Origin of the sequence: Leptospira saintgironsiae, from assembly GCF_002811765.1 — a bacterium.
Classification (GTDB): Bacteria; Spirochaetota; Leptospiria; order Leptospirales; family Leptospiraceae; genus Leptospira_B; species Leptospira_B saintgironsiae.
On record NZ_NPDR01000004.1, the window covers coordinates 54,312 to 78,306 of the forward strand.

Consider the following 23,995-nt stretch of genomic DNA (forward strand, 5'->3'; position numbering starts at 1 on the left):
TACCCAGGTTTGGGTTATTGTAGCGATTGCTATAGACTTGACAGGACCGGATTAACGACTAATGTCGGAGATCAAGCCTCCTGGCTTTATATAATACGAACGTTATAAATAGGGAGAGGCGGTAATGAGCCTTTTGAAACAAAGAATAGAAAGAGAAAAAAAATCCGGGAAACTGCTACTCCGTTCACTGATCCTCGCATTTGTGATCGGCGGATCCGCACTGTCCTTATCCGCATCGTTTTCTTTAAAACAAATCCCGGACTCTATTGGCCCGGATGGAAGAAATATCTCCAGACAATTCTTCCAATTTCTGAAAACGGCAATCATCAAAAACAAGTATGATGGAAGAGCAGAAGGTTTTCATAAATATCTGGATCGTTCCTTAGAAAGATTCGAATTAAAAAATTTATTTAATTCTGAATACATGAATAAGGATGAAAATGGGCAACATTATGTTACCTATCGGGGAAGATTTGCTAACGATGGATACAAGGTAAGTCTCGAAACGATTCGTATGAAGGATGTTCCGATTCCTAACTTCGGAGATTTTACAGCCGAGTTTGCATTAAAACATAATCCGAATCCTACTTATGGCGGGAATTCCTACTCAGGAAACCTGGATGTTCTGACTCATCTAGGACCATTCACTCATAAACATGGATTGAGTGCTATGGATTCTGGCTTACATTTCTTAGATGCGAATAATCTAAAATCTATCAATGCTCCTGAAACTACTTCTTTCAAAAAAATTAAGGACCCGGAAGCAAGAAAGGCAATAAACGATTTTACAGAATCATTCCCTGCTCTAGCAAAATTCATGAGTTATTATTTTGGCTTGGATTCTTTGTTGAAGGTCCAACAAGACGGAAAACTTCCTGGAGTCACAGCTTTTACGTTCGAAGGTAATATTGAACAAACTTTGATGAGAGATTATCCGGATCTAGGCGATTATCTGGATGATATCAAATATTTAGGTTTTATTAAGTTAAGAATTACGAATGTTTCCGGAAGATCATTAGCGGAATTTGCGATCGAATCCAAAACAAGAGAGATCCGCTTCAAGTTTTTCACATTGAATGGCAAAGTTGTTCCTTATGATACAAAGGGAAATTTTTATCCTCAGGAATCATTTACGCTTAGTTCTCTATCAGAATTTCCTTTCGTAGTGAAAGCAAGTTTAGAAGCGAACCTTTACGGCTTGATGCTCGAAAACAACGACGTTCAGCTACTTGGTAGATTCTCTAATACCGCTACTTCCGGTATTTTGAATTTAAAATTAACCAAGATAGAAGAGTTTGATGTAAGTGGTGCTTTCGGGTATTTTGCACCTTCTTGGGCGATTAATATATTCATTCCTGGAAATCTTCAGTCCATTATCTATGAGTTCACTGAAACTTTAGTAAAAGCGAATAATGGAAAAGGAACAAGCATCGTACTAAGATGGGATAGAGATTCTGCTAGAACAACTATGAAGACCCATATCGAAACAGAATTTTTGGATAATTTTTTCATCAGATTTGGTTTGAAGATCTGGAACCATAAGGTTCTTCCTGATGAAGATGCTAAGGACGATATTAGAGCGGTTCTTTCTAAAACGATCGATCTATTATTGAAGGGAATTTAACACTTTACGGATCGAGATTGATTCGATCCGATTGTGAGAATTATGCAAACAAATCAATCCGTTTCTTTTAGTACTCGTGTAGTCCAAGTCTGTTTGTTCTTAGCTGCAGCTATTGCAATTTTTGGCGGAAGCTTGCAGATGTATTTAGGGGAACCTACTGTTAGCCCAAGGCTGGATAATGTACATAGATTTATGGCGGGGATCTATTTATCTATGGGATTGATTTGTTTTTGGGCGGCTTATACTGTTCGTATCCAAAGGACTTTAGTTTATCTGATTGCTTTGGGAATTTTTATTGCAGCTCTTGGAAGGATACTTTCCATTTCTATCGTTGGATTACCTGAACCTCCAGAACTTTGGATCGGTTATTTGACTCCTGAGATACTACTTCCTATCATTCTAGCGATCGCACAATCTAGACGAAAAGAAATCCAATAAAATAAACTTTTAGAAATGCTCGTATGTTATATACGAGCATTAGTCTTCTTAACTTAATCTAATTTCCAAACATTCTCTTTCGCAGAATGTCCCTTTAGCCCACCCGACATTTCCTGACTTAAAAGATTCGTTAGAGTATACGTATTTTTATAATGTATATTCACTTCTTCGGTTGAAATGGAGAAAGGAGGGCCAGCCATTTTAGTCTGGTCATACTCGAATGTAATCAGAAGTTGAGGCGCCTTATTTGTGATTTGAGTTAAATGTGCAGAATAACGGATCCGGGCTTCTTGGGGCAGAGCAACTAATGCAGCTCTATCATAAACCGCATTCACAGGACCCAAAACTTCTTTAGATAAATCGAATATATCCCCAACAAAAATATCGATACCTGGCGCGCTGTATAGGACCAGTTTGCCTAATTTCGAAATTTTAGGTTCTACTCCTAATTCTTGGAATAATTGCTGGATTGCCATCTCGACAAGTTCTGCACCAGCGACTCGGTATCCATTCGAAAGAAGCCATGCTATATCCAATGTCTTTCCGCATAATGGAATGAAAATACGGCTATTCTTTGGCAGAGAAAGTTCTTTGAAATATTTGAATAAGAGAGGGTTTGTTTCACTCTCATGAAAAGGAATATTGTTTGCTTCCCATCTACTTAACCAAAAATCTCTTTCCATTTCTAATCCCTCGAATTTGAGCTCTATTCATTTGTAGGAGCTCCAACCATGGTATTGATTTTAGAACGTTTTGCAACAATTTATGTGCATACGCACTAACTCATCCGATCTATTATAAAATAACCATTATTTTATTCTAAAATTCTACTGAACTACTGTATTTGTCCTATACTTCGCCGCCAAACCATCAATACATTCTCTCATTATTAAACGAATTATAAAAATAAAATGTAAATTCTACTTGCAAGGGTTCCGTTTTTAGTCTCTTTAAATAGCGATGGAAATTTTTGTTTGGAAAGGTGATATCACGTCCATTCAAACGGATGCAGTGGTAAATGCTGCCAATTCTTCCTTGTCTGGAGGAGGCGGAGTAGACGGTGCCATTCATAGGGTGGGCGGACCAAAGATCATGGAAGAATCTAGGATATTAAAGATCAAAAAATATCCGAATGGTCTTCCTACTGGTCAATGTGTTCTTACTTCTGGAGGACAACTTCCTGCCAGATATGTGATCCATGCAGTGGGTCCTGTTTGGAAAGGTGGGGATTATCAAGAAGCTTCTCTCTTAGAAACCTGTTATAGGAATGTTCTACAATTGTCTTCGGATCGAGCATTTGAATCGGTTGCAGTTCCGAGTATTAGCACAGGGATTTATGCTTATCCAAAAGAATTGGCTGCTCCGATTGCAATCCGGACTGTTTTGGAGCATAAAGACCAATTCCCCAGAAAGCTGATCTTTGTTTGTTTCGATCAGGAAACAAAAGACCTATATGAGCAAATTCTAAACCAATCTGGGGTTAATTTTAAAGAAGGAATTTCTTCCTTCTAATATTCTATAGACCTATCCCTGCTGCTTGTCCGCAGGTAGTATACATATCTTGTTTTGGGTTTATAGCATAGGATTCATCGGATGTAGCTGCCCCGAAATTATTGTTAATCGTACTATCAAACAGATTTGTATTCACACAAGATCCCGAAGAATCATTACATTGAACATTTGCGGGCGGACTTGCGCCATTTGCCAAAGTATTCAGCCAAGTAGCAAAATTAACTCCTCCACTGTTTAGAGAATACATATCATTATAAGTTGTGATAGTATGAATATCTCCAGGGCCTATATAATATCTGTAATTGGTTTTGGATGCTGCATCTTTCATTTTAGAAACTGCCTGCTTGGACCAATCGCAAGTAGTATAATCATTAGAACTAGAAGAACTTCCATCTGGTACGGAACTTCCGTCGCTATCTCCGTAAATAGCAGAATATGATTTTCCAGCTTGGTAAGGATCTGCAGTTGTAGCAGTCGAATAAGTCAAAGTTGAATTATTGATCTTATTGATCTGTCCCATCGTATGATAGAAGAATCTCTGGTTTCCATCAAACAGAGCTGTGTATTGTCCTAAAACATCTCCCGGATATTCAGTAGCTACTTTCTTAAAGTAATCATTAATAGAAGGTGAACCTGTGGTTGTATAATTTACACCGATCCCGTTTACCCAAATCGGAAGATTAGAAGAAGAGAATCCAGTTCCACTTCCGATCCCATTTGTTTCTACTCCCCAAGAACTTTCGAGTAATGGAAAGAATGCAGGACCAATTGTGTAGGCTCCAGTAGGTACAACTGCGTTAGAAGCATCAGATAACATTCTTACCGTAGCACCTGAATCGATTGTGGTTACTGTTTCTCTAATAATCGGATAATTTAATATAGCTCCATAACCTCCCGCACTTTGTCCGGTTACAAAAACTCGGTCCAGTTGCGGATAAGAATTTTGGACAAATTTCAGAACAGAGATTACATTATCATAACCATGGTGTTTGATGGTCCCACTCGTATACGTTTTGTCCTTACTTCCTACATGAAGATCTCCAGTGCAATAAGGGACAAAAATGATATCATAATCTTTGAATGGATTTGCGGCTACAGATTGATCTATAACACCTTTGAATAAAAGATCCAAAGCAAAATCAGGAACCACATTTAACTGATTGAAATAAGTTACAGTGTTACTTCCGAAACAGTTTGCATTATCCCAACAAGCTCCTCCTCCCATAAAATTGATCAGAAGTTTTTTGTTATTCGCTGCCACAGTCTTTCTGAAAAAATAGAAGTTCACATTTCCTTCTGTTCCGCTACATTTCGGATCAAAAGTCGCAGTATAAGTGTAAGGTGTGGCTCCATGATCCACCTGAGTGGTGAATGTTCCTGGTTCTGGAGTAATCCTAGTAAACGGGCTTGTAACCAGATCTACGATCAATCCGGTAGCGAGAAGTTCCTGGGAATTATCTTTATCTTTGGTACAGAATATTTGAGAGAATAGAACTAAAATTACAAGAAATTGGGTTTTCATAAAGGCCTGATACCGCCTTCAGACAGGCGATATCCGCAATAGTTTATTCCCAGTTTATAGAATGTCAAGGACCGAAACAGGTCTCGTAGAGATCTTTATTATTATCGAAAGAGTCCTGTGATGTCGCTCTTCCTAGGGCATCATTCAAAGAATTTGACCCGAAATTTTTATCGGTGCAAGGATGAGAGCCGGAACCTGCGGAGCAATCCACGTCTGTAGGAGTTCCTACATTTGATACGATTGATTTTAGCCAGGTATTAAAGTTCACTCCGTTACTCGTAAGTCCATACATTGTATCACTTGTAGTGATTGTATGAATATCTCCTGGGGCTCTATAGAAATAGTACTTAGAACCTGTAGTATTATTCATCGCAGTATTTGCGTTGATCGCCCAGTTGCAATTGGAAGGTGTGGAGACATCTTTCGGAAGATCTGGCACATCTCGAGCGTCTCCAGGTCCGAAATAAGAACTGGAATCTGAATAAGAAGAGCCCGAGTTAATAATCCCCATCACATTGAAAAACCATCTTTGCGTAGAATCGAACGCAGCAGTGTATTGTCCCACAACATCGCTCGGATACGCGGTGGTGATCTTACCGATATAATCTTGGATAGAAGGACTTCCATCTAGATAGTTAGAACCTACTACCCAGTCCGGCATATTCGGTGCGCTTCCCCATTTAGTTTTTACTATGTTAGAGAAAAACCCGTTGATTACTGCTCCGTTAGAAGCATCTGCTACTAAACTCATCTTGCTGAAACTTGGGAATTTAGTGCTATCTGAAAATACAGCACGAATATGAGGATAATTTAATACTGCCCCATAACCTCCGGCGCTTTGTCCCGCAACTACTACATTGGTTACTTGAGTATAATTAGTTTGGATATATTTTAAAACCGAGAGAACATTATCATGTCCTCTATGGCTATAAGTACTAGGATCAGATGAATTATAAGGGTCATCATAAGTAGCAACGTCGTTGGAACCTACATGAAGATCTCCAGTGCAATACGGAATAAAAAGAACATCATAATCTTTTAATGGATTAGAAGAATTTCCTGCATCTAAAATCCCTTGGAATGCGACCTTGATAAAAAGATCAGGCACATCGTTTAGGAAATTGAAGAATGTTGTGGTATTCTTTCCAAAACAATTATTATTACTCCAGCAAGCTCCTCCCCCCATAAAGTTGATGAGTAACTTTTTGTTATTCGCAGAAACAGCTTTTCTGAAGAAATAAAACTTAGTATTTCCTGCATTTCCGAAACATTTCGGGAAATATTGTCTACCGTTTTGGTAGCTGGTATTCGTGTTAGGGATAGTTATTGTATCATCTGTGGGAGGGGTGATCCTTTCGTAAGGATTATAAAGAACTTCGCCTAAAACTGCTCCTGTAAGAGCTTTTGTATTGTCTGGTTCGTCTTTTTTACATCCGATAAGAAGTAGCATCGGAACTATAAATAGAAGCGATAGGTTTTTGGCCTGCATTCGTTTCATCTCCACTCTAGAAAACAGTCGAATTGTTTTATATTTCCATTTAGACTGACGCAATTCTTCAAAGATTCAAGCCCTTTTCATTGTCCAAGAAAAAGAAAGATTTGAGTACTAGGGGCGAACCCAGAAACTGGAATCAGTCCGATTATTTTTTGAATCGAAGGTGAAACGTGGATCTTTTTGATGATATAGGTGAAGTTGAAGGAAGTATCATACCGGTAGATTCCATTCTTCCCCCTGAATTATTCTTGGTGCCTATCAAAACAAGACCGGTATTTCCGGGGATCATCACTCCTCTGATCGTTCCAGGGGGGAAATTTGCAAAGGCTGTAGACGAGGCCTTAAAAGGAAATTCTTTCATCGGACTAGTGCTTCTTAAAGATGAAGAGAACGAAAAGAAAACAGAAGAGAATATTTATGATTACGGCGTAGTTGCCAAGATCTTGAAGAAGGTGAATCTTCCTGATGGTGCAGTAAATATTCTAATTAATACGGTTCGCAGATTTAAGGTAGAATCATTTTCTTCTGTGGAACCTTTGTTGATTGCAAAGGTGAATTATCCGGAAGAAGAACCTGGGGCTTCTAAAAATACAATCAAAGCTATGATGAGAACCTTGCTTATTATGACAAGGGAACTCGCTCAGAATAATCCTCTTTTTACAGAAGAGATGAAGCTTACAATGCTAAATGTAAATGAGCCAGGTAAGATGGCGGACTTTGTATGCAGTATTTTGAATATAGAAAAAGAAGATTATCAGTCCGTAATTGAATCTGTAAATCTAAAAGACAGGATCGAAAAAGTATTACTCTATCTTAAAAAGGAAATCGATCTAGTTTCCCTTCAAAGAGAAATTCAGGAAAATATCCAGGATAAAATTGATAAACAGCAAAGACAGTTCTTCTTAAGAGAACAGTTAAAAGCCATCCAGGCAGAACTTGGTCAGAAAGAAGGTAAATACGAGAAGAAGTATGAAAAATTCTTAGAAAGACTGAAAGCTATTCCTGCAGATCCAGAAGTGATAGAAGAAGTGGAACGAGAAATGGATAAGTTCTTTTACACAGATCAGAATACTGCAGATTATAATGTGATCCGAAATTATTTAGATATTATGGAAAGTCTTCCTTGGGAAGCCGCTCCTTCTCGCGAAATAGATCTAGAAAAAGCCAGAAAAACTTTAGATAGGGATCATTATAAACTGGATGATGTAAAGGAACGAATTTTAGAATTTTTAGCAGTGAAGAAGTTGAAGCCGACTGAGAAAGGTTCTATTCTTCTATTGGTTGGACCCCCTGGAGTTGGGAAAACTTCTATCGCTAAATCTATCGCAGAAGCAATGGGCAGGAAGTTTTTTAGATTTTCTGTGGGTGGAATGAGAGATGAGGCAGAGATCAAAGGGCATCGTAGGACTTATATTGGTGCAATGCCGGGTAAGATCATAACTGCATTAAGAATTACTAAAGAAAAAGATTCCGTAATTCTTTTAGATGAAATAGATAAACTTGGTCTTGGAATGCAAGGAGATCCCGCAGCCGCTCTTTTGGAAGTTTTAGATCCAGAGCAGAATAAAACTTTTAGAGATCATTATTTAGATCTTCCGTTTGATCTTTCTTCCGTATTTTTTATCGCTACCGCAAATACATTAGATTCTATTAGTAGAATACTTTTGGATCGTATGGAAGTGATTAATCTTTCTGGTTATATCACAGATGAAAAGGTCCAGATCTTTAATAAACATTTATGGAAGAAGGTCCTGGAGAAAAACGGGATAGAACCATACGGGATCCAAATAGATAAAAAAGCTGTGATCTCTTTAATAGATCATTATTCTAGAGAGTCCGGAGTAAGAGGACTTGAAAAACAATCTGATAAACTTGCCAGAAAACTTGCTCTTCAAATTGTAAAAGGGGAGTCTTATCCGAAACATATCGAACCTTCCGATGTGGAAAAATTCCTAGGAGTTCCTAAATATACAGATGATAGGATGACTAAACCTACAGTTCCAGGAACTGCTTTGGGGCTTGCTTGGACTTCTGTAGGAGGTGCAACATTACTCATCGAAGCTGTTTTCGTAAAAGGAAAAGGCGGGATCCTTCTTACTGGAATGATTGGAAAGTCAATGGAAGAGTCTTCCAGCATTGCTCTTAGCTACATTAAGAATTTATTAGGTAGCGAAGAATTATTCACCGAAAAGACGATCCACCTTCATGTTCCTGATGGTGCTACTCCGAAAGATGGGCCAAGTGCTGGGATCACAATGGCAACTACCATTCTTTCTTTGGTGCTGAATAAAAGGATCAGACTTGGATTTGGTATGACTGGAGAATTGACTCTTACTGGCGAGGTTTTAGCAATCGGCGGTTTAAGAGAAAAGATCGTAGCTGCAAAAAGAGTTGGAGTTCATAAGATCATTTTTCCTTCTGATAATAGACCTCAGTTAGACGAAATACCTGATTATGTGAAGAAGGGAATGGAATTCTTTCCGGTTTCTAGATTTGAAGAAGTCGCCAAAATTTTATTCGAACCGAAAACGATTGATGGAATTTTAAAACCTAAAACAGAACAGGTTGCAGTCGCTAAGAAGACAAAACCTTCTCCTAAAAAGAAGGCAGCCACTCGAAAGAAGAAGTAAATCTTCTATGTGCCCCATTTATGACGGGTCCTTAAGCGGATCAAAATAATTTGCTTTTTAGGACCCGTTTCCGACCCTGTTCGGAGGAGACCATAATGGGCGTACCTTTCATAGATATTAAAAGATTCGAGCCGGGATTACTAGAAGCTTGGGAAGATAAAGTAAAAACTCTCAGCAAGAACGCCTCCTTTATCGGAGGAGAAGAAGTCGCATTATTAGAAAAAAATCTGGCGGCAACCGCTGGAACCAAATATTCAATTGCATGCGCTAACGGAACAGACGCGCTTCAATTGGCTCTAAGAGCCTTGGGAGTAGGAAAGGGAGATAAGGTTTTAGTTCCTGATTCTACCTTTTGGGCAACATTTGAATCAGTAGTAAACGTAGGCGCTGACCCTGCGACGGTAGATACAAATCCAGATGATCTACAAATGGATTTCGAAGAATTCAAAAGAGCCCTCGAAGAAGTAAAACCGAAGGCTGCAATCATTGTTCACCTTTATGGTTGGGGAAGTGCAAAATTAGAAGATTACCGCAAACTTTGTAAGGAAAAAGGAGTTTTCTTATTAGAAGACGGAGCTCAATCCTTCGGAGTTTTGTATAAGGGAAAACCTATTTACCAAGACGCATTGATCACCACTACTTCTTTCTATCCTGCAAAAGTTTTGGGCGGAGCAGGAGATGGTGGAGCAGTCTTCACAAACGACGAAGAGCTTGCAAATAAAGTCAGAATGCTTGGAAACCACGGAAGAACTTCTCATTACGGTTACGGAGATGTGGGTTGGAATTCCAGAATGGATACCTTACAAGCTGCATTCTTAAATTTGAATATTCCTTTCTTAGAAGCAAGAATAGCATCTCGCAGAAAGGCTGCTGAAAAATATTATCAAGTTCTTCCAGGTTTAGGAGTGAATGTAATTCATCCTCCAAAAGACTTTCAAGAAAACGGATATTGTAATGTAACTCTTTTTGATCCTGTAGAAAGACCAAAAATCCAAGAAGTTTTAAAAACGAAAGGGATCGGTTCTGCGGTCATTTATCCTGGAGCTATGAGTGATCAACCTGGGGCAAAACCGTATATTGTAGGTAAATTCGGAAAGGAACATAGAACCGGAAAGATCTGTGATTCAATATTAAATTTTCCTTTATTTCCTTACATGACTGATTCCGAACTGGAAGAAGTTTTTGCCGCGATCAAGGAATACAAGAGCCTGTCCTAAGGACGGCTCTTGATGCGGCCTATATAATAGAAAATTAAGACAAAGAATGAGGAGCAGAGAACATCAGTTTATGAACAAGGTTGTTGCTATATTATTTATTCTTACTGCATTGGTTGCAAATTGTAATCTTATAGAGTCAACCAGTTTGACAAAGAATTCATATACTGGTGGGGAGGCGAGGGAGAAAATTCGAAACGCCGCATTTAATGCAGAAGGAATTTTTTACGAAAAGGAATTCGGTGGTTATAATGGTTTGGTCACTACTAAGGCTTTCGACGCTGCATTACTAATCTCTTTGTCACTGGATTTGGATGACTCTAAATATTATAAAAAGGATAAAGTAAATGATTGTGTTTCTGATATGGAACAGTTTTCTAATATAGGTCACTATCAAGCTTTCAGAATCTTCACTTTAAGCGAGAATTGTCGTAACTTTGAAGAAATTGGACTACTTCCAAAATAAGTAGAAGTCACAAAAAATATCAGCTAAAAAGAAAAGCCGCCTCGGGGCAGTTTTTTTATGTTCTTTTTTACATAGTTGTCTGGATTGGTTTCAGGATCGGATACTATTTTATATGCGCTTTGTGAATCGGTTTGGATTTATCCCATTAGTAATATTTGTTATGATTCAATGCACGTTTAACGCTGCTTGGGAAGAAATCGACAAATTAAAAGGAAAAGTCGATAAGGATGAAGCTAAATCACAACTTTTGAATGCAGTTAATATGAAATCTTCTACTTGCAATTCGTATTTTCAGCCTGATTTTAATCTTGCTTATACTAAAACTCTAACCGGTAACGCTTGTTATTCTGTCGGAAATGAATTCAACGAAAAGAAAGAGATGAGAACTTGTGAATCCGCATATAAGTTTGTGGATAAAAAGAACTTGGACAATTGTATCGAAGAAGTATATACACTTCCTTGTAACGCTTTTAGAAACGGAGTCTATGCAAGTATGAAGATTCCCGTATTTCCAACCTGTGTTTCCGCATTTCATACGGATCCTTCTTTGAATTATTTATAATAGAAACTTTAATTAATCCGTCTGCTTGTGAATGCCATTCCGCTCCTTCGTTTTTCCGAAAAAAATTAAGGATTTCCGAGTTGATTTAGATCCTGATAAATTTAAAAAAATCGTTTAGAAATCGTTTGCCGCCGTCTAAACAATATATTTAGAATGATTCTAAATAGGTAAAACAGGAGAAAATTATGAAGCCGAATATAGGAATTCCGGAGAAGGATAGAGAGGCCATTAATCAAGGCCTGCAAAAGCTTTTAGCAGATACGTACTTTTTATATTTAAAAACTCACAATTACCATTGGAACGTTACTGGACCCTTATTTAATACATTACATCTGATGTTCATGACTCAGTACACTGAACTTTGGAATGCATTGGATCTGGTTGCAGAAAGAATTCGTTCTCTTGGTTATCCGGCACCAGGAACCTATAAGGCATTCTCTTCTTTAACTTCTTTAAAAGAAGAAGATGGAGTTCCAAAAGCAGAAGATATGCTTAAAAATCTTGTAGAAGGACATGAAGCAGTGATCCGAACTGCAAGAGCGATCCTTCCTTCTGCGGATTCGGGAGGGGATGAGGTAACTACAGACCTTCTTACCCAAAGATTAGAGATCCATGAAAAAACTGCTTGGATGCTTAGAAGTATGTTGGAGTAGAATTAGAATATTCTGAAAAACAAATATTTCGGGGAGAATTCCCCGAAATAAGAACCCGGAGAGATCGATCTGGTATTCGATCTTTCTCCCCGGGCCGTAAAGAGTTTAGAGAGTGAGGATATACTCCACTAGATCATCTACCTCAGCCGCTGAGGCAGAACACCATGGGTGAGGAGCGGCAGGCATTCCGATTGGTTGAGAAGTTCCCAACTCTTGCGGGCCGTATTCTCTTCTCATCTTTTGGTAGTCCCAGTAATAATAGTTCGTATCCCAAGCAACAGTTACGAAATATTTATGTCTTTCGATGAATCTGTTTCTCTTGGTTCCGGTGTCGTTAGCTGCAGATTTGACTACTCTGAATACATCCGATTTCCTGTTTTGAGCCGGATACGGTTCCGGGAAATCAGGTCCACCTAAAGCAGGGGATGCAGGCGCATGCAAAGTATAATACTGGTTGTACAGAGGGGATCCTTCCGTGCAACGAGCAGGATTCACTAAATCTTCCAAATTTCTGACGTGTCCGTCGCTTAGTAGACCTCTATGTTGAACCCAGTACATGTCTCTTAAGAAAGTGGCACGAATGGACTGCAGTGCTTTTTGATAGATAGTCGGAGCAAAAAATCTTCCCACTTCGTTTATCTTAAACATCTTCTCATTAGAGTTTAAGCCCACTTTATCATTATGACAAGATCCGCAATCTCTTTGGAAAGTAGTCTTTCCTCTTGCAACTGCTGCCGCAATTCCCGGTTGGTTTTCCCATCCTGCCTGGACAAAAGCACCTTCTCCTGAATCTGCGCCTGCTTGAGCGATTAGTTTACCTTTGGATTTTAGCCAACGATACATTCCCACTTGTCTGAGAGCCTTATCGTTCCCGTCCAGCTTAGTCATATAAGCTGTAAGAGCTTGTAGTTCTTTTGCATACATCGAACCTGTAGCACCGTCGGGTTCTTCAGAATGAATATAAGAACCTTCGAATCCTACGTAAGATTCGGAATGGGAAAGAGATCTTCTAACTCCCATATAGTTGGTTACGTTCGGGATCGCGATTGGAGAGAACTCATAATCGTTATCTGTCTCGCTTCCTTCTCCTTTGATCCGGATAAGCGCATGTTCTCCCGCTCCCTGAGGCATAGCGTAGATCAACATCGTTTTATCCACATCTTTGGAAGAAGAATCAAAACTTGGTCCAGGTTCGCTTTCCTTAATTCCTTTAAAATCTCCTAATAAAGACCATTTCATGGACCATTTAGGGTTAGGAAGTCCAGGGATTACTTTAGTCACACTGTTTCCAGGAGAAGCCTCGTAAGTGATCTTGTAACCGTGACAAGAAGCACAGTTGAATCCGATCCATTCTCCGTTACCGGTGTATGGATGAGAAGCTTCCGCATATCTATAACCTGCCCAACCGCTATTCTTGGTATTCCCTTTAAATTTTTGATCTCCACCTAAAAATCCTGGGATCGGAGTAGGTTGCGGATAACGATCAAAGTATACGTTATCGATCGCTGCAGATGGGACTTGACCTGAAACTGTTTGGTAAGCACCGAACAAAAGAAGTGGATCTGCAGTATAACCGGTAACTGGGTCCGTGGCTTGGTATGCGAAAATTTTCTTCCAATCTAAATTTCGGATCGCGTGAGCTACACCGATATTGAAATCATAAGACCAGAAAATTTTCTCACCAAGTGCGATGATGGAAGAGAATCCAGGATTGTTCACATTTACTTGTAAAGGAGCAGTCCCTTTCGCATCGCTTAAGATAGAAACCACGTCGCATTTATGTTTATAATCTTCGTCGGTAACTCTTCGAGTTTGGGCATCAATTACATTATGCGGTTGTCCCGGATGAAGTAAAGAATCATTATATCCGACCCTTTTCTGGATTTGGACGACTAACGGGCCGGAGGTGGCGTGTTCCGGTACTTTAAATTGTATCTGAGTATCGGTCCAAGCAAGAATATATTTGCTCCAACTATCCATTTGTTCGTTCACTTCGAAGTTCACTTGTTTCGTGATGTCCAACCTCTGTTCGAACATGACCAGATCAGTTTCCAGAATCCTAGTGTTCCCGATCATGATCTTAGAAAAGTCGATTTCAGGTCCGGCTCCGAAACCTGTTCCTTTAAGTGTGATGGTTTGGCCAGGACTGAAAGAAGGAGTCGGGTATGCCGGTCCATCCGTTACAGTTTGCCACACAAGATTTCCATTTACCAACACCGATTGTAGTACCGGCTCCGGGAAAGAAGATGCGGACACTGCGCGAATTCCTTCTCGGATCGGATCAAATTTACATACTTCTTCCTGGTTTGGGAATTCTGTAAAAATTCCTACGGGGCAACCCGCAGCTAATACAGCCATCCCTAACAAGGCGTACCGCAAATAACGTTTTGCGGCACGTAATCTTTGCATTTCCATTTTTCCGCTCCCTAGTCCGGAAAGAAAAATCCCGGATCAGTTCTGGCGGAGAAGAATACTCCATAATAAAAATTAGGTCGTCCGAACCACGGAATTCGAACGTTCGAGTTTCATTATTCGAACAGTTGTGTAAAAATCATAATTTAGAAAATAAGTAAGATATAAGGGAGAAGGTGAATTGATTCTTGAGAATTAAGAAAAATGCAAGTGTTCGAAATAAAAATTTTTCACTTATTTTATTGGATCTCAAATCGTTCTAACGCTTGTTTCGAATGAGAACACTTGACAAGCCTAGGGATTTTCTTAATATACCGCCTATGTTAAATCCCGAAGTGGTAACTCCTATATTCTACTTCGGAAGTGGCCTTTCCTTTTTATTGGTGGTCCAAAAGTTAATTCCACCTATAAAACGCAGAGAAGACAGGATTGGAGCCCTTCTGTTTCTTTCGTTGGGGATCATACTATTTACAGTTGCGAATGTTGTCTTGGAAATAGACAGAACTTATCCGCATGCAATCTTCTTATTACTCACTTCTTTTTCTGCTATAGGGCCCTTATCTTTACTATATACACATTCTTTGATATACCCAAACCAAACTTTATATAGGGATATACGGCTTCACTTTCTTGTGCCTGGTCTTTTTTTCTTAGGTGAGTTACTTTTTTTTGGAAGGCCTTGGGATTCTATTATCTCGGACTTGGGCGACTTTAGAAATATCAGATATAAGCATTATCTTTCTTGGGGATTTTTTCTAACAACAGCGCTTACTACTGCTTATTTTGGATTTAGATATAGAATGTTAATAACTGTGATCTCAATCCCTGAGTTAAAGTCACAGATCAGATTCATTTTTATTCTGGCGACCATTACAGTATTTGCAATGTACTCTTTGGTTTTCGGATTCATGTTCGGGTTGGATCTAATATTTAGAGTGGGTGGACTTCTTGTAACTGGGATAGTGACTCTTCTATTCTTGGCTCCTTCTAGATATCCGGATTTTTTTGCTCCTTTAACTAGAGAAGTGAGAAAGAAGAAGTATGAAAAATCTCTACTGATCGGTTTGGATCTGAACTTATTAGAACTTAGGATCCAAGAATTAATGAGAGAAGATAAACTATATCGAGATCCTGAGCTGACTCTTCATTCTTTGTCGGAAGACTTGGGGATCAAACCATATCAGTTGACTGAATTTTTAAATGAACATCTACAAACCGGATTTCATAATTATATCAACGGATTTAGGATAGAAGAAGCAGTCAAACTTCTGGAAGAAAAGCTGGATCAGGACATTCTTTCTATCTGTTATTTTGTAGGATTTAATTCTAAATCTTCTTTTAATGATGCATTTCGAAAGGTAACAGGAAAAACTCCTACACAACTTCGTCAGAAGAAGTCAGATGTTCCTGAAAAACAAAAACTGCATACTGCACGCACAGGAGTTCCCCCTTTAGGAAAAGGGCTGGGTGGTATGGTGGAACTCGGTGATTCAGATCGAATTTCTGTGAAAAATCGCCCGATCAAGGCTGAAAATCGGTAAAGAGTAGGATCCATTCTTCTCCATTTCTATCGTACCAATCTTTTTCCGAATAATAAGTCCCGCCTAGAGTCTCTATTACTTTTTTCATATATGGTTCGCCTGGATCAAAGTCCTGTGCATCTAAAAAGATAGAACCTCCCCATTTTTTCTTTGCCTGAGTATGGGAGAACACACCTTTCAAAGATTCTATCCTTTCGTTATTCAAAGGGATCTGGTATTTTTGGCAAAGCTCATATACAAGTTTTGAAACCGCGGTAGTCTGTGCTGGATTTGCAAGTAACATCTCAGTATCCTTGCCCACGATCTCAATTTGGAAACAATTTCGGTTTGTGCCTGTAGCGGCCGCGGCCATATGAAGTGGAGAATCCAGTAATTGGTAGATCTTACCATCCTTATCTGCAAGGAAGGTCGCAGCTAAATTCCGTTTTTCTAATACTCTTAGAGTTCCATCATAATCATTGATAGCAGTGAAATGTAATACAACACAATCAGCTGTGATCGCACCTCTATAATTGTATTTAAGTCTTTTTTCTTCCGGAAGAAGTCCATCTGCGGTTTTTTCGATACTCTCTAGTTCTGCCTTGGGAGTAGGAGTGATAGATCTACCTTTATCGTAGCTTGGCTCTTTAACTTCGCCGTTTTGTCCTACAAATGGTTTTTCTTTCCTGAGAACCCATTCTCCATATCTATCCTTCCATTCCATTTCGGAGAAGTAGGAACCTTTTAATTCTTCCAGAAGTGCTTTTAGAACATTCTCATTTCCACAATCGCTTCCATTTAAGAAGCCGCCGAATTTTTTCTTGGCCTGACTATGTGTAAATATCCCGGAACGAGAGCCTACATCGAAGTTTGTAACTGGGATCCCAAATTCTTGAGAAGTCTTTGCGATTGTATAAAGTAAGGATTTTTTTTGAAGAGGACGTTTGAGTATATCTTCCTTATCTCCTTCCCAAGAGATATGGATCATACTTGTATCAGTTTTTGGCGCAGCCTTGATGAGAGAAGTCCCGGGATCTTCTACTCCGTAAATTTTGCCTTTTTTATCTACGATATAATGGACTAACCATCCAGAATTTGCACTTTTTGTAATATAGTCTTCTGCGGAAAGTCCCTTGGTATGATGGAGTAATATCCCGCTCACTTTTGTTTTTTTGCGAAGAACAGAAAGGGATATTGTATTTTTATCCTTCGGTAATAATTGAGAGATCGGATAAATAGGAGAAGCTAATTCAGCGATTGAAAAGTTTGTCTCCGGAAGGGAAGAACAACTCGATATAATACACGCAGTGAGTAATAAAAGGACAGTTCTCAACATCCTCTCTCCGTTAGTCTTTCTTTTAATAGAGAAAGGTCTGATCTGACTCTTTCTAAAATTGATTTCGCTTTGGTATGTTTGTTTAGAAGATCTTTGTATTCAGGGACCGCTCGGTTTTTTTCTTCTCCGAAATCCGGCTCTAAGGGAAGTGTTTCCAAATCTCTGAGAGAAGCTTCTGCATCTGTTCTGATCTTAGTCCAGTTTGCAGTATAAGAAGAATAAATCTCTTTAGGGAGTTTGTCCCTGGAAACTTTGATACGTTCTTCCATTTGCGGAAGGTCTATCTTTAGGAATTCGCTTAAGGCTTGGGAATCCTGGACTAATTCTTCTAAAATTCCACTTAAGTGTTTTTCGATAGCCTGTCTTTGTGTGTGGATTGCCTTCTTCGCTCGGCTGAAAATCCGGAGCATTGCCAAGCCAGAAAGTATCAGAACGGATAGAAAAACCCAAAAGGAAAACTTGGAGATAACCCAACGAAATCCGGGAGAATCAAACCATTCTTGGAAATAAAAGGCTGAGCCCCCTAGGGCCAACAGGATGAAAAATAATACGAGAGCAAGAAATCGCCTCATCTCTTTCTCATTTAGGAAAAGGTTTTCTTTCTGTCAAGGTCAAGACGGAGCTTCTCGAAGCCGAAACTAAATAGTGATGGATGCTTCTGCGAAACATTTACCTTCTTCTTCCCGCAAATCAGGCCCACCTAAAGTCGTGAACCTTGGATTTTATCGGATCAAAAAAACTCTAAGGGAAGAAGGTTTCGAAGTGGTAGAAAAAGCAGACGGCAAGATCACTCTCGTTTTGAGAGTGAAAGACTAAGGCGCCGATTCCTCAATCGTAGGAAGTTCATCCGAAAATTCTTTTGGTTCTGGTTTTTTAGGGACCAAAGTTTCTCCGCAGCTTTTTTTAAGTAGAGAATCTATTTTAGATTTTTCAGCAGAGTGGGGAAGTATCCGTAGATAGATCCTATAATTACGAACCGCTCCTGCACAATATCCGGTCTTTAAATATAAACTTCCGAGTAATCTTCTGGCACCTGGATGAGCAGGTTCATGCTCTATGATCTTTGTAGCGAGCCTCATTGACTTATCAGGATTTGTTTTTGCATTTTTTTTGGATTCGTCCCAGGTTTTGATCAGCTCTTCTTCATATAAATAATAGAGTTGGTTGTTTCCCATCTCTAATACTCTGAACACGATTGCATCTTGGGCTCCGCTCTTGCATACTCCGAACCAGATATCTTCTCCGCTATCCGTCATTTTGTTTCCGCGGACTTTGACTAGATCACTTCCATCTAAACATCCTGCCATCTCATATATGTCTCTCATAGCTGCAGGCGAAACTGCGAGTAATACTCTGAGTTGGTTCCCATAAGAAGCGATATCATCTTCTGGCATTGCGTCTTCTGGATTGATTACATTGGGAGAATCGTTGAATATTCTTAACTTGATTGAGGAATCTAGGACCCAATCAGGCAGATCTAAACTTTTTATAAATGCGTCTTTAGGTTTCCAAAAAGATCGGATGGTCTCACAGGAAGAAAGGGTAAAAATCTGGATTCCTAATAGGATCAGGAATATGCAGAATTTGGATTTGGAAGCTTCTTTTCCGGTTGCCACTCAGGGTAACTTGTGTTTTCTCGATATAAGAAGCAACCAGGAAACAGATGCCTCAAGAATTGAAAGCCAAGCTGGACGGAAAGGGACAAAAACATTGTATTGTTGTCTCCCGTTTTAACGAATTCATAGTCGAAAGCCTTTTAAAAGGTTCACTCGAAGGGCTCCGCATGACAGGAGTCGAAGATAAAGATATTACTGTGGTTAGGATCCCGGGAGCATACGAACTTCCGATCGTGGTCTCTAAAGCTGCACAAAGTAAAAAATACGATTCCATCATTTGTTTAGGCGCGGTGATCCGAGGAGCTACTGCTCATTTTGATTTTGTTGCCGGAGAATCTGCAAAAGTAGGTTCTATCGGAGTGCAACATTCTGTGCCTGTGATTTTTGGAGTTTTGACCACAGATACTATTGAGCAAGCCATCGAAAGAGCAGGTACCAAAGCAGGTAATAAGGGCTACGAGGCTGCTTTGACTGCTGTGGAAATGACAAATCTGCTCAAGCTTCTCTAATCTATGTCTTCTTCCAGAAGGAAGTCCCGCGAAATCGCAGTAATGGCATTATACCAGTTGGAACTGGTGAATTCCGCATTGTCGGAGGTCCTAAAGTTCCGCTGGTACGACAAAAAGATAGAAACGGAAGAAAGGGATTTTGCCGTTTCTATTATAAATGGTGTTGTGAAAAACGCGGAAACAATCGATACTCTCATCAAGAAATACTCGAGGAATTGGGATTTTGCTAGAATTTCCCCGGTGAACAAATGTATTCTACGTTTGTCCATTTATGGGATATTGCATTCCAAGGAAATTCCGCCAAGGGTCACCATCGATGAAGCAGTCGAGTTGACTAAGGAATTTGAAAGCGAGAATTCGGTCCCTTTTATTAATGGGATCTTGGATTCCATCCTTCAGTATGAGACGAACCGATATGGAAAACCCGATCCGCAAGAACCGAATCTTCCTGGAGACGGAAGAACCTAAGCCGTCTTACTATTACGGAGACGAGCCAGAAGAGTTTCGTCCCAGACGCCATTATAATCCGACTACATTTGCTTGGGGAGCCTTAGCTGCGTCCCTTCTTCTTTTGATCGGTCTTGCGATTTGGTATTCTTTTTTCAGAGAAGGTAGACCTGGCTTTGGTGCAAACGGAGTTGCTGATGGCAAATCTCCTTTGATGCCTAAGGGTAGTCTTGCACAAGAATTACAAAGACCTTATCTTCCAGATGGTACGAATAATCCACTTCTGACAAAATGTGTTACTTTATATAAACAGAATTATAGAAAGCAGTCATTCGATTATTGTACAGAGTTTTTGACAGGCCCTGCAACTAGTCAGGAAAAGTCTTTGGCTTTGACTGTTCTTGGAGTGATCTACGATGAGGACGGAAGATTTCCTCAGGCAATAGATTCATTGCAGAAGGCAATCACTCTGGATGGAAATAACGTATACGCATATTATAATTTAACTTTAGCTTATGCTCATAGCGGCCAAAATTCTGCAGCAAGAAGCACTGCTCTAAAAGCAAGAGAGATCGCGCCCAATGATCCGCGTATTGCTCTTATGGCGGGAAATCTTTTTAATGAGATCAATGATCCGGACGCTGCTATAGATGCGTATAAGCAGGGACTTTCTACTTCTCCAGATGATCCTTATCTGACTTATAACCTTGCGTTAAGTTATTTTAAAAAAGGAGAGATCCCACAAGCAGAAGAACATTTCAAACTTGTGGTAATGAGAGCGAGAGGTGGAAAACTTGCTGCACTCTCCAATTCTTATTTGGGTAATATCTCCTATAATAGAGGAGATTACGTTTCTGCGGAACATTATTTTAGAGAAACGGCAACTATAACTCCTAACGATGCAAAAGCATTGTATAATCTTTCTATCGTTTTGAAGAAGAATGGTAAGTTAGAAGAGTCCGTAAAATATCTGGAACTTGCTAACCAAGCAGGTTCAAATGATCCGGAATTATTTAGGTCTATTGCAGAAGGTTTCGAACAGTTAAATCAAGGAGAGCAGTCTATCAATGCACTCCAAAAAGGTTTAAAATATAATCCAAATAATTTGGATCTATTATTCCAACTCGCAGAAACATATTATAATAAAGGTGACCTTCTCGCTGCTGAAGAAACTTACAGAAGGATCGTAGACTCAACTCCTGGTGATAGTTTTACTGAGACTGCATTATTAAACTTAGGCGTAGTCTTGGACCAAATGGAAAGATATGGAGAAGCGATCACCTATCTGAACCGAGTCTTAGATCTGAATCCAAAAAATGCAAAGGCATATTATAATTTAGGCCTTGTTTATAAACATACTGGCAACGGTACCCAGGCAATTGAGAATTTCCGTAAGGCTTCTTATTTGGATCCGGATGATATCAAACCTAAGGAAGCCTTAGGCGATTATTATCTCGAAAATAAATTTTATAGAGAAGCGATAGAAGAATACTCTGCGCTCTTTAAACAAAAAGAAGATTACTACAAAGTCGCCTTGAAACTTGCGGAAGCATATATGGGCACAGGAGAATCTTCTAGTGCTGAAAAGATCTTATTACAAGTATTGAACAGATCCAGAAATTCGAATGAGATCAAACAGGCTCATAAGAAGCTCGCACTTCTATACAATAAATCCAAAGATCCTGATATGAAAAATAGAGCTAAAGACGAGGCATATCGGTCTGCTCATATGGATCCAGAAGATTATGAAGGACGTTTGGTTCTTTCAAAAATTCTATTGGATTCCAATTCGGTTTTAGATAGAGAAAAGGCGATCGAAGAATTGACTGCGATCGTAAGATCAGAAGTAAAACCCAAGACAGCATCCACCGCTTATAATTATCTAGGCGTTGCATTTTATAAGAATGGAGAATATAAAAAGGCGGTTCGTTCCTTCCAAAATGCAATAGACTTAGATCCGTCTAATACGGAAGCTTACGATAATAAGCGTGCCGCGACGGCCGCATTGGAGGATTCCTCCAAGAGGGACGGTCTTTTCTGAAAAGAATTCCATTCTTTTGTCTGGTTCTATTCTTCACTTTATCTTTCGGCAGAAGTATTTTCGCCGAAGAACAAAAGGATCCATTTAAGGAATCCGTTCTTTCCAAAGGAAGATCCCAAGCCAGAGCTATCTCCGAAATCAAATCCAAGAATCGTATGGATTTGGTGAAAGAACTTCCTAAAATTATTTCAGAGCCTGATGCGAGAGAAGATAGTATCTTCGCTTCCTTAGCATTATTTTCAGAGTTAGAGGATTTGGACTCTCTCGCTCCATATTGGGCAAACGAACTTGATACTGTTTTTAAAACTACTCGGAACACTGAGATTCAAACTAGGATCTTAGAGCTTGCGGATCGTAAAAAGGAAAAAAGACTCATCTATGCAGTGATTGCAGGACTCACTCATACTGATTTTGAAGTGAGACAATCTTCCTATAGATATGTGCAAGGGATTAAGGACGACAGAGCGATGCCTCATGTTTTGGATCTTGCAGTTTCCAATAATCCGGTCTATCGAGAATATTTTTTAGAATCTGCTATATGGATCAAAGACGAAAGAGTTCAGAATCTAATCAATAAATTCGCTACAGATGATATCCCTGCTCTTCGCAGAAGATTTTTTACAGTATTAAATAAGAATAATATTCCTGATAACCGTGGAAATATTCCCAGAATGGCAGCCGCAGACCCGGACGAAGATGTTCGTCTTCATGGTTTGGAGATCCTGAAAAATAGAAAAAGTAGGCAGTATATTTCTCTTTTCTATAAGGGGATCACTGAGCCGAATGCGGATCTCCGAAAGATCTGTACTGAGGCTTTATTTTATCTGAATGATAAACAAGGAGCTAAATCGGTTTCTGAACAATTAGTAAAAGAAACCGTGCCTGGGCTCAAAGCAAGATTGATCGATCTACTTTTGGATCTTGGAGCTCATGGTGGTGGGCAGGGATTACTTACTGTTTTGGACGGAGACAAGGATCCAGGTTTACGTTCTCGCGCTGCAGAAGTGATGGGAAAATTAGGGTTTAATCCTGGAACCAATGAACTCAAACGTATTTTTGAAAAAGAAAAAGTAAATGAAGTTAAACTTTCTCTCTTAAAAGCATTAGCAGAATTGAAAGATAAAACTTCTGTTCCGGCTTTGATCTCTTTTGCTTCTAATAATAAAAAAGAATATCTCCCTCTTCGTTTACAGGCAGTAGATACTGTTCGGATTATTGGTGATCCGGAATGTTTGCCTGCATTATTCGATGCTTATGTAATCGAAAAAACTCCCGAAGTAAAATCCGAAATGGAAAAAGCAGTCAGAGAGATCATTTCTATTAAAGTATCAAAGTGAAATGCGAGTTTTCCTTCTTATTTTGATATTATTTACTTCTTCCTGCAAAACCACTTTAGAACGCAAATATTTGCCTGAGAGTTCCTGGGATAAAAAAGAAGGAAGACCTGAGCGTTCTGAAAGAGAAAGGGTTGCCTATGATATTCGAGTTTGGGAAGTCAGGGGCGAAATTTTAAAGAATATATTAGAAGATCCTAATAATAATACGACTATATCTAAATCTAAAGAAAGCCTATTGGAGTCAAATCTGGGATGGGACCCGAAAGGGAAACGGGTGTTTTTAGTGGATATTCGTCCTAATACTATATATCGTCCTGTGGAGATTTTGGGAGAGATTGGTATCCGTTTAGGAGAATGTGAAGGAAAGGATAAGATAGAATTTCCTTATACTTATTATTTTTTCCCGGTGGAGAAGGGTGGTGGAAGAGACGGTAAGAACCAGATCACAAAACACAAATTCGAAAATTCTAAACCGGCTTCTTCTCCAACAAAATTGAATCCTAAGAATTCATATGAAGAAGAAACCAAAAAAGTTTTAGCAGCGTTTCCTGAATCCTGTTTTCAAAAAGGCCCGAATCAATTGGAAGTCCAGATTCTAAGTTTTGAACTTTTTACTTTTAGGTTTCTGTTTGAGTATTAGATTCGTACGTTGGAATTCCAG

The 23,995-nt window shown here is 39.3% G+C and carries 22 protein-coding genes; 15 read left to right on the plus strand and 7 right to left on the minus strand.

Annotated elements, in window-relative coordinates; genetic code table 11:
• Positions 1-124 precede the first annotated feature (124 nt).
• Together CH362_RS10415 and CH362_RS10420 are read left to right on the plus strand one after the other, a co-directional pair.
• Positions 125-1,624 carry a hypothetical protein gene (locus tag CH362_RS10415; RefSeq protein WP_100710298.1) on the plus strand — a complete coding sequence of 500 codons (1,500 nt, stop codon included), beginning with the start codon at positions 125-127 and terminating at the stop codon, positions 1,622-1,624.
• A 42-nt stretch (positions 1,625-1,666) separates the two neighbouring features.
• Positions 1,667-2,062, plus strand: coding sequence for a DUF4345 domain-containing protein (locus CH362_RS10420; protein ID WP_100710299.1), 396 nt, complete (start codon positions 1,667-1,669; stop codon positions 2,060-2,062).
• A gap of 53 nt (positions 2,063-2,115) precedes the next feature.
• Here the strand turns inward: CH362_RS10420 and tmpT are convergent, their stop codons facing one another.
• Positions 2,116-2,745, minus strand: coding sequence for a thiopurine S-methyltransferase (tmpT, locus tag CH362_RS10425; protein ID WP_100710300.1), 630 nt, complete (start codon positions 2,743-2,745; stop codon positions 2,116-2,118).
• A gap of 277 nt (positions 2,746-3,022) precedes the next feature.
• Between tmpT and CH362_RS10430 the strand changes: the two genes are divergently transcribed.
• Complete coding sequence (locus CH362_RS10430) at positions 3,023-3,574, plus strand: O-acetyl-ADP-ribose deacetylase (RefSeq protein WP_244280552.1); 552 nt, start codon at positions 3,023-3,025, stop codon at positions 3,572-3,574.
• 4 nt (positions 3,575-3,578) lie between these two features.
• Here the strand turns inward: CH362_RS10430 and CH362_RS10435 are convergent, their stop codons facing one another.
• Together CH362_RS10435 and CH362_RS10440 are read right to left on the minus strand one after the other, a co-directional pair.
• Positions 3,579-5,096, minus strand: a complete 1,518-nt coding sequence (locus CH362_RS10435) for a pectin acetylesterase-family hydrolase (protein ID WP_100710302.1) — start codon at positions 5,094-5,096, stop codon at positions 3,579-3,581.
• 64 nt (positions 5,097-5,160) lie between these two features.
• Positions 5,161-6,585, minus strand: a complete 1,425-nt coding sequence (locus tag CH362_RS10440; protein WP_100710303.1) for a pectin acetylesterase-family hydrolase — start codon at positions 6,583-6,585, stop codon at positions 5,161-5,163.
• A 176-nt stretch (positions 6,586-6,761) separates the two neighbouring features.
• On the opposite strand from CH362_RS10440, the gene lon reads away from it, so the two are divergent.
• The 5 genes from lon to CH362_RS10465 all read left to right on the plus strand — a co-directional run bounded on the left by lon (position 6,762) and on the right by CH362_RS10465 (position 12,116).
• On the plus strand, positions 6,762-9,221 hold the full coding sequence (gene lon, locus CH362_RS10445) for an endopeptidase La (protein WP_100710304.1): 2,460 nt from the start codon (positions 6,762-6,764) through the stop codon (positions 9,219-9,221).
• Between the two features lie 95 nt (positions 9,222-9,316).
• The gene (locus CH362_RS10450; protein WP_100710305.1) at positions 9,317-10,438 is read left to right on the plus strand and encodes a DegT/DnrJ/EryC1/StrS family aminotransferase; all 1,122 of its coding nucleotides are present in this window, start codon (positions 9,317-9,319) and stop codon (positions 10,436-10,438) included.
• Positions 10,439-10,484: 46 nt separating this feature from the next.
• Positions 10,485-10,901: a TIGR04452 family lipoprotein gene (locus CH362_RS10455; RefSeq protein WP_100710306.1), complete on the plus strand. Its 417-nt coding sequence runs from the start codon at positions 10,485-10,487 to the stop codon at positions 10,899-10,901.
• Positions 10,902-11,061: 160 nt separating this feature from the next.
• On the plus strand, positions 11,062-11,463 hold the full coding sequence (locus CH362_RS10460; RefSeq protein ID WP_125169718.1) for a hypothetical protein: 402 nt from the start codon (positions 11,062-11,064) through the stop codon (positions 11,461-11,463).
• A 185-nt stretch (positions 11,464-11,648) separates the two neighbouring features.
• The gene (locus CH362_RS10465) at positions 11,649-12,116 is read left to right on the plus strand and encodes a Dps family protein (protein WP_016543993.1); all 468 of its coding nucleotides are present in this window, start codon (positions 11,649-11,651) and stop codon (positions 12,114-12,116) included.
• Positions 12,117-12,221: 105 nt separating this feature from the next.
• Here CH362_RS10465 and CH362_RS10470 read toward each other — a convergent pair whose 3' ends face one another.
• A complete protein-coding gene (locus CH362_RS10470; protein WP_100710603.1) occupies positions 12,222-14,525 on the minus strand; it encodes a hypothetical protein in 2,304 nt (767 codons plus the stop codon).
• Positions 14,526-14,848: 323 nt separating this feature from the next.
• On the opposite strand from CH362_RS10470, the gene CH362_RS10475 reads away from it, so the two are divergent.
• Entirely contained in the window at positions 14,849-16,069 is a 1,221-nt protein-coding gene (locus CH362_RS10475) for a helix-turn-helix domain-containing protein (protein ID WP_100710308.1), read from the plus strand.
• Here the strand turns inward: CH362_RS10475 and CH362_RS10480 are convergent.
• On the minus strand, positions 16,050-17,384 hold the full coding sequence (locus CH362_RS10480) for a peptidoglycan recognition protein family protein (RefSeq protein WP_100710309.1): 1,335 nt from the start codon (positions 17,382-17,384) through the stop codon (positions 16,050-16,052). The genes CH362_RS10475 and CH362_RS10480 overlap by 20 nt on opposite strands.
• Positions 17,378-17,956, minus strand: coding sequence for a hypothetical protein (locus CH362_RS10485; RefSeq protein WP_100710310.1), 579 nt, complete (start codon positions 17,954-17,956; stop codon positions 17,378-17,380). The genes CH362_RS10480 and CH362_RS10485 overlap by 7 nt, the downstream gene beginning before the upstream one ends.
• A 76-nt stretch (positions 17,957-18,032) precedes the next feature.
• On the opposite strand from CH362_RS10485, the gene CH362_RS19260 reads away from it, so the two are divergent.
• Positions 18,033-18,200 carry a hypothetical protein gene (locus CH362_RS19260; RefSeq protein ID WP_165780256.1) on the plus strand — a complete coding sequence of 56 codons (168 nt, stop codon included), beginning with the start codon at positions 18,033-18,035 and terminating at the stop codon, positions 18,198-18,200.
• On the opposite strand, the gene CH362_RS10490 is transcribed toward CH362_RS19260, so the two are convergent.
• On the minus strand, positions 18,197-19,000 hold the full coding sequence (locus CH362_RS10490; protein ID WP_100710311.1) for a tetratricopeptide repeat protein: 804 nt from the start codon (positions 18,998-19,000) through the stop codon (positions 18,197-18,199). The two genes, CH362_RS19260 and CH362_RS10490, sit on opposite strands and share 4 nt — an antisense overlap.
• 47 nt (positions 19,001-19,047) lie before the next feature.
• Between CH362_RS10490 and ribH the strand changes: the two genes are divergently transcribed.
• The 5 genes from ribH (at position 19,048) to CH362_RS10515 (ending at position 23,974) form a co-directional block, all read left to right on the plus strand.
• Positions 19,048-19,509 (plus strand): 6,7-dimethyl-8-ribityllumazine synthase, encoded by a 462-nt coding sequence (gene ribH, locus CH362_RS10495; protein ID WP_100710312.1) that lies wholly within the window; start codon positions 19,048-19,050, stop codon positions 19,507-19,509.
• Between the two features lie 3 nt (positions 19,510-19,512).
• The gene (nusB, locus tag CH362_RS10500) at positions 19,513-19,977 is read left to right on the plus strand and encodes a transcription antitermination factor NusB (RefSeq protein WP_100710313.1); all 465 of its coding nucleotides are present in this window, start codon (positions 19,513-19,515) and stop codon (positions 19,975-19,977) included.
• Positions 19,925-21,997 (plus strand): tetratricopeptide repeat protein, encoded by a 2,073-nt coding sequence (locus CH362_RS10505; protein ID WP_165780262.1) that lies wholly within the window; start codon positions 19,925-19,927, stop codon positions 21,995-21,997. The genes nusB and CH362_RS10505 overlap by 53 nt, the downstream gene beginning before the upstream one ends.
• 155 nt (positions 21,998-22,152) lie before the next feature.
• On the plus strand, positions 22,153-23,334 hold the full coding sequence (locus CH362_RS10510) for a HEAT repeat domain-containing protein (RefSeq protein ID WP_100710314.1): 1,182 nt from the start codon (positions 22,153-22,155) through the stop codon (positions 23,332-23,334).
• Between the two features lies 1 nt (position 23,335).
• Complete coding sequence (locus CH362_RS10515; RefSeq protein ID WP_100710315.1) at positions 23,336-23,974, plus strand: hypothetical protein; 639 nt, start codon at positions 23,336-23,338, stop codon at positions 23,972-23,974.
• Positions 23,975-23,995 lie beyond the last annotated feature (21 nt).